A 6865-nucleotide genomic window follows, 5' to 3' on the forward strand; every position below is an offset into this window, starting at 1 on the left:
CCTCACTTCCTACTGATGACTTTTCTAACCCTCAATAAGATTCATCCTTAACTCTTTTTTCTTCACTGAACCCTTAGCTAAATAAAAATGGATATTTCGTCTTTTCGCGCTTTACAGCGTCGACGCTCTATCCATTTTTGCTTTTTCCAACCCTATACGATTTTATAGCTCATTTTCTAAAAACCCTACAAGATTTTATATTACCTAGAGAACTATTAAGACACAAAAAAACCCTCATACAGGGTTATGTTATTCAATGGAGCGAATGATGGGAATCGAACCCACGTAGTCAGCTTGGAAGGCTGAAGTTCTACCATTGAACTACATTCGCATAGTTAAGTGGTGTCCCGGAAAGGAATCGAACCTTCGACCCACTGATTAAAAGTCAGTTGCTCTACCGCCTGAGCTACCGGGACATAAACAATCCAAACTAAAATTGGCTGGGGCACCTGGGGTCGAACCAGGGAAATGACAGAGTCAAAGTCTGTTGCCTTACCGCTTGGCTATGCCCCACTATCTTAAAAAAGAATGGTGGAGAGGGGCAGATTCGAACTGCCGAACCCGTTGGGAACTGATTTACAGTCAGCCGCGTTTAGCCACTTCGCTACCTCTCCAACTCCTGGTGCCGACTATAGGAATCGAACCTACAACCTACTGATTACAAATCAGTTGCTCTGCCAATTGAGCTAAGTCGGCAATAAAAAAATGGTGGAGGCTGAGGGGCTCGAACCCCCGACCCTCTGCTTGTAAGGCAGACGCTCTCCCAACTGAGCTAAGCCTCCATCTTTTTATTGGCTGATTACCAGCGCTTTAATAATATATCATAAGATCTAAATCTCGTCAATAACAATTTCATATTTTTTCTGAAACCTGTGTTGTAAAATGAAAGTGGAATTAAGACGTGATAAATCACCCCACAAAATAAGATGAAAAAATCCATAGATATCGTATTATTTAAGTTACCACGTTTAAGCTTCAGTAGGGTACTATTTTATATTCTGCATAGAACTCAGGAGTAAAATTGTAGCATTTCCCTCTACAAGCTCTGTCAAATTATACAAACACAGCTTTGTCATATCTCTGATCCCGCTGTAAAAACAACTGACTAACAATTAAAAAAAAGGCCCTTTTTCTTAAATTCACACACCATATTCCTTACAGAACATCTTCTTTACAGAATATTGAATCTAACTTAATACTCAAGAGCCTGATTACCTCTTTGCAAACCAAATGAGAGGCTATTCCAATTCCTCATCCACAGGTTTAAACGGCTTCATCCAGTTTTCACTGTTTTCTAGCAATTCCAATTGTGCCTCCTCGGGTGTAATCTCCTGTTTTATTACTTGTTGTGCAATTTCGATCAATCCAATTTCAGAAAGCATATCCCAGCCTCTAACAGATGGATCTTTTTCAAAAGCCACCATGGACTCCTCCTGTGAGAATGAAAAAGCATAACTTATTTGTCTCTGATTCTCATTTCTAAACGCTAAATAATACGGTTCGATTGTTTGGGATTCCTTTCCTTCTTCATTTTCCTCAGTTTCCAAATTAGGACGATTTTCAAGCCTATCCACTTGCGTTACCGCAGGAATTTCATCCACTGTATCAATATACGCCTGAATTCCAGCTTCACTCCGAATTATACGGTAAACTTCATTAGCAGCGGAAGGATATTTTGTTCCAGCCGACAATAAATAGCCTTTGGTTTTCGCCAAGGGTGAAAGTATTTTTTCTTTCCAGGATGGCATAGGTGAAAAATAAAAATCCTGTTGTTCAATATCCTCCTGCTGATTATAGTACATCCAAGTCCCTACTAAAGAAAAAGGAGAAATCAGCTTTTCAAGATAGACATCATACAGCCACCCCCCGTTGAAGGCCCGATCATTTTTGATTTGATAAGGAAGAATGATCTCCTCTTCCTCTTCAGAGCTATCCTGGGATTCCTTCACATTATTGCTTTCGGGCGGGAATTCTTCGGATTCAACTTCTGATTCAGAATCCACGACCGGTAATTCAGAATCCGTGTCCCTTGAATTTTCGTCCTCAACATCAGACACCTCTGGCTGTTCTTCTCCTGCACTCTCTTCGCTGTACAAATACCAAGAATGCTCCCCCATTGCTCTTAGAAATTTTAAAGCCTCCAGAAACTCTTCCGTTTCCATACCGGATATTAAAGCATCCTGTGATGCAAAGAAACGAAAATCATCAGCACTCAAAAACACCATTGAGGCCCACAATTCTGAAATTGCAAACGGGAATACCGCCTCCATCTGCCGCTCATGATAGGTTCGCGCCTGCCCTCCCCATTCATCTGCCAATTTCATTAATTCTTCAAAGCTATCAAATTGATCAACCAGTCCATCGTCATTTTCATCGCTCACGTCATATCCCATTTCGCTCAGCATAGTCATATTGGTAGAAAACACTAATCCATAGTAACTCATTGGCACATACCGAAGACCGTCTACATTTAAAAGTTCACCAAACTGCCGCGGAGCATGTTCCTGTATCACTGCTTCCAACTCTGGCTGCACCGGCATAAAATTATTGATAATCTGAGCGGCGTCATTACTCCACAACAGCGCGATATCCGTCTTATAGCCTAACCAGGTTGCCGCATCAAAGCTTTGGACAACAATCGGTTCGATCACATCAGTCTGTTCCGGATGTTCCTTATTCCAAAGTTCTTCCAAAGCCTGACCATAGGCTTCATTCTCAACCATAACCCGAATTTTAGCGCCTTCTTCCACTTGATACTGCTGCGCTTCCTCATTGTAACAAACGATTCCCTTCTCCGCGATGCAGGGTTTCTCTTCAGCGCATCCCCCGAGCGCCAGCATCACTCCGATACTGAATAATAATAATAACTTTCGCATTTCTTCACCTCAGCGTCCGATTTAACCGCTATCATGGTAACAGACTTCAAAACGATTGACAAATTTATTTTTAGTTTCACGTTTTAAATTCTCCCCAAAGCTCTGAAATTCTATCAATCAATCTGATTTTCATGATAAAATAAAATAGGATTTTATTTACTTATATAAGGAGTATTTCATGAGTTACTTATTAAAATTACAACAGGCTTTAAAGCGACAGTCTCTTATCCACGATTACCCGTTTAATTATACTCTTCCTGATCTTTTCGACAGCTTGGATTTGAAGTGTACCTCAAAATATAAACTACCCTCTGGTGAAATTCGTGTTAATCCTTATCAATTTTTTGACGAATTGATCAACGTTCTGTTGAAAGGAAAATCCAAACCGGTCTGTCAGCCCTATTACGCTGATCATTCCCTTCCTCAAGGCGGTACGCGTGGAAATTGGATCCGTCAAAGCAGCGTTTATTCCTGCATGATCCGCACATCCAGCAGTTGGGATCATGACCGCAGCGGCGAATTGGAATCCAAGAATATCTACGGCTTAAAAGAAACAGGAACTTTTGTTAAAACTTTAGCTTTGCTTCCTTTATTAAAAAAAATGGGGATCGACACATTATATTTGCTGCCGATCAGTCAGTATTCAACCAAAAATAAGAAAGGAGATCTGGGTTCTCCTTACGGTGTAAGTAACTTTTTCAAATTAGACCCCAATTTAAAAGATCCGATGACCGGCGATGAACTGAGCGTAGAAGACGAATTTAAAGCGCTTGTTGAAGCCTGTCATTGTCAGGATATCAAAGTGATCATTGACCTGATCCCAAGGACAAACTCAGTAAACTCGGATCTCATTGCTGAGCATCCGGATTGGTTCTACTGGATCGAGGCTGACCAATTGGATACGTATACCCCGCCTTTTGTTCCTGGCGTGGAACCGGGCAGCGTTGCGGATCCTCAATACTTGGAATTGATGTATGCGAGTGAAGAAGTCCTTGAACATATCCGCAAATTTCGGCCAAATCCGCAAAGTATTGATCCAGAAAAATGGAAAAGGGTTGTTGCAAAATGGAAAAAAGGTAAAGGCGAGATCCTGGATCTGGTTCAGGAAGCATTTAACATGACCGTTGCCCCGGCTTTCAGTGATTGCATTAACGATCCGCAGCCGGCATGGAATGATATCACTTTTTTCCGCATGTATTTAGATCATCCGGCAGCTTCTGCGGCGTATTTGCCGAAAAATGAAAGTTTTAATCCTTATATTTTATATGATGTTGCGAAAGCCAGCTTAAATCCAGGCAATCGCATCAACGAGCCGTTATGGGCTCTGTTAAGCCAGATCATTCCTTATTATCAAACAGAATTTGGCATTGACGGCGCACGGATTGACATGGGCCATGCGCTTCCACTGGCGTTGGTAAAACGAATCATCGAAGCGGCCCGGAAAATTGATCCTCATTTCTGTTTTATTGCCGAGGAACTGGACACCCAGAATGCAGCATGCTCTCTGGAAAAAGGGTATAACATGATCATCGGGGGAGGTTTCACGCAGGAAACCCGGCCAAATGAGGATAAATTAAACGCCTTCGCTTATGGTGCCGCCAGTTTGCCTTGTCCGGTTTTCGCAGTGGGTGAAACGCATGATACACCGCGGTTAAGTGCTCGTGAAGGAGGTCGGCGGCTAAGCCGGATGTTAACGGTACTTAATTTATTTATTCCAAATTGCGTCCCTTTTCTGAATTCTGGGCAGGAAGTCTACGAAATCCAGCCGATGAATACGGGGCTGGACTGCCGTCCTAACGAACAGGACCAACTGCCGGAAACGGATCCGTATTATCGTAAGCTGGCCTTGTTTGACTGCTATGCTTTCCACTATCTTGACGCTCAGCGATGGCAGCTGCCGACATTATTGGAAGCGGCGGCGCACATCCGCAGACGCTACCGCACAGCCCTTTTCCGTAAAAACAATCAATTCCCGCTGATGTTCGAAGGTCCTTGGATTCCGGCTTTGGGTTTTGGCTTTGCAAACAAATCTACGATGATTTTGGTGGTCGCCAATCATGACTTGGAAAACAGCCATCGTCATTGGATTCGCCTCGAAAATCTTCCAAACCGTTTCCAGATGGCTATTGATTCTGCGAAGGTTATCCTATCCTCTGAAAATGAGAACAATCAAGCAGACCTGAATTTGGAAATCGGTGATCGAGCGCTATGTGCCGCATTTCTTCCAGGCGAAGTAAAAATCATCGAAATTGTTAATTGAAATTGTTAATTTTTCTTTTATCTTGAATTTCAACAACTTATCCATCAAAAAATGAATCTGATATTAACTGGATTTAGTTTTTCCTTCGAAAAAGGTCTTTTAATTTAAGAGCAGAGTTGATAAAACGAGTAATAGACATAGTGAGATTTCCTTTCTATAGGGTGTGGTAACTTTATTGTAATGGAAATTCTTACCTATGTCTCTTTTTTATGTTCAAGAAAAGAGACATACATTTTCACCAGCATCAAAATTTATAAAGCCAATTTACAGGGCCTCCAAAAAAGCATTTATCCGTTTAAAAGCAAACAAAAATAAGATTTGTCTGCGCTCGATCCTTTATCTGATATTGATCTTGATGCTAACCTTATAACTTGATTTAAGTATGCTTTTCCTTTTATCCGCTTTCGATCATTTGTGTATGCTATAATGAAAAAGAGTGAGGAGGCATCTCTGATATGAAAAAATGCTTAGTTTTCGGTTCATTAAATTTAGATTATTTTTATTCTGTTGATCACATTTTAAATTCGAAGGAAACGCAGTCAGCTCGCCAAATGCAGTGTTTCTGCGGCGGAAAGGGATTGAACCAAGCAGTTGCCTTAAGTCAAGGCGGCGCGTCTGTTCATTTTGCGGGATGTCTGGGGCAGGCAAGCTCACTTTTATCAGATACACTGGCTCAGTATCATATTGACACCCGGTACTTACGTTCCGTGGATCAACCTGCCGGTCACGCAATTATTCAAGTTGATCGCACAGGACAGAATGCCATCCTTGTTTATCCAGGAAGCAACTACGCCATTACCTCCGCCCAGATTGATGAAACGCTAGCTAATTTTCAGGCGGGGGATCTGTTGGTTATTCAAAATGAAATTAACCGATTAGAAGAATTAATCCACAAAGCGCATGAACGAGGTCTGATCATCGCGTTAAATCCTTCTCCCACCCCTGCCGATCCCGGACAATTGCCGTTGAACGAGATCGATTTGTTATTTATCAACGAAGTCGAAGGTGCCTTCTTTTCAGGTCAGATTGAACCGGAAGCCATTCTGGACTATTTCGCAAAAGTTTTCCCGCATACTCAAGTCATTCTGACTTTAGGGGATCAAGGCAGCTGTCTGCAGGAAGGCAGAGAACGTATTTTTCTGCCTTGTTGTCCAGTTGAAGTCGTCGATACCGTCGGCGCCGGGGATACGTTCACAGGTTTTTTCCTAGCCGCTAAATTAGCAGGCAAATCTGCCCTTGACTGTCTTGCGATCGCTACGGCCGCCAGCGCATGCGCCGTTACTAAAAAAGGAGCTTCAGTATCAATTCCCACTTTAGCTGAAGCACAGACGTTGCTGAACCAATATCATGATTTCTTATGGTCAAAGAAAACTGAAATTACCTTTTGATCGGCCGGATTTATTCCGGTCGTTTTTCATTTAAACTGTTTCACAGTATTTCCTGGGAAATGCCTACTTTTCAGTTTACGCGCACAGCCTGATTCAACCTCATTTCTCAATCAATTCTCTTTTTCAATGACCTTAACATAATCAAAACTGATTAAAATCATTAAACTGTTTTCAAAAGAAAAGATCAGAACTAGACTTCTATTCCAGCGAGCATACTGAAACAGAAGTTTCGTTCTGATCTTCTCATTAAGGTAAAGGTGAAATCAAAATCAATTTTTCAATTGCATAAATCGTTCGTCAGTCATTCCGTAATTCCCGTTTTAATCGCAAACGATTAGGCG

3 protein-coding genes and 6 tRNA genes are annotated in these 6865 nt (G+C 41.8%); 2 read left to right on the forward strand and 7 right to left on the reverse strand.

The window, feature by feature from the left end; genetic code table 11:
* Nucleotides 1-257: 257 nt before the first annotated feature.
* The 7 genes from HOLDEFILI_RS16475 to HOLDEFILI_RS16505 form a co-directional block, all read right to left on the reverse strand.
* Nucleotides 258-331: transfer RNA gene (locus tag HOLDEFILI_RS16475), tRNA-Gly, on the reverse strand.
* 9 nt (nt 332-340) lie between these two features.
* Nucleotides 341-416, reverse strand: a tRNA-Lys gene (locus tag HOLDEFILI_RS16480).
* Nucleotides 417-437: 21 nt separating this feature from the next.
* Nucleotides 438-513: transfer RNA gene (locus tag HOLDEFILI_RS16485), tRNA-Gln, on the reverse strand.
* Between the two features lie 16 nt (nt 514-529).
* Nucleotides 530-614 (reverse strand) — tRNA-Tyr (locus HOLDEFILI_RS16490).
* Nucleotides 615-620: 6 nt separating this feature from the next.
* Nucleotides 621-696: transfer RNA gene (locus HOLDEFILI_RS16495), tRNA-Thr, on the reverse strand.
* Between the two features lie 10 nt (nt 697-706).
* Nucleotides 707-782: transfer RNA gene (locus HOLDEFILI_RS16500), tRNA-Val, on the reverse strand.
* 456 nt (nt 783-1238) lie between these two features.
* On the reverse strand, nt 1239-2876 hold the full coding sequence (locus HOLDEFILI_RS16505) for a hypothetical protein (RefSeq protein ID WP_006061020.1): 1638 nt from the start codon (nt 2874-2876) through the stop codon (nt 1239-1241).
* A gap of 178 nt (nt 2877-3054) precedes the next feature.
* On the opposite strand from HOLDEFILI_RS16505, the gene HOLDEFILI_RS16510 reads away from it, so the two are divergent.
* Nucleotides 3055-5136, forward strand: a complete 2082-nt coding sequence (locus HOLDEFILI_RS16510) for an alpha-amylase family protein (protein ID WP_006061021.1) — start codon at nt 3055-3057, stop codon at nt 5134-5136.
* Between the two features lie 455 nt (nt 5137-5591).
* Complete coding sequence (locus HOLDEFILI_RS16515) at nt 5592-6524, forward strand: ribokinase (protein WP_006061022.1); 933 nt, start codon at nt 5592-5594, stop codon at nt 6522-6524.
* Nucleotides 6525-6865: the final 341 nt, after the last annotated feature.

It is taken from the genome of Holdemania filiformis DSM 12042 (assembly GCF_000157995.1).
Classification (GTDB): Bacteria; Bacillota_I; Bacilli_A; order Erysipelotrichales; family Erysipelotrichaceae; genus Holdemania; species Holdemania filiformis.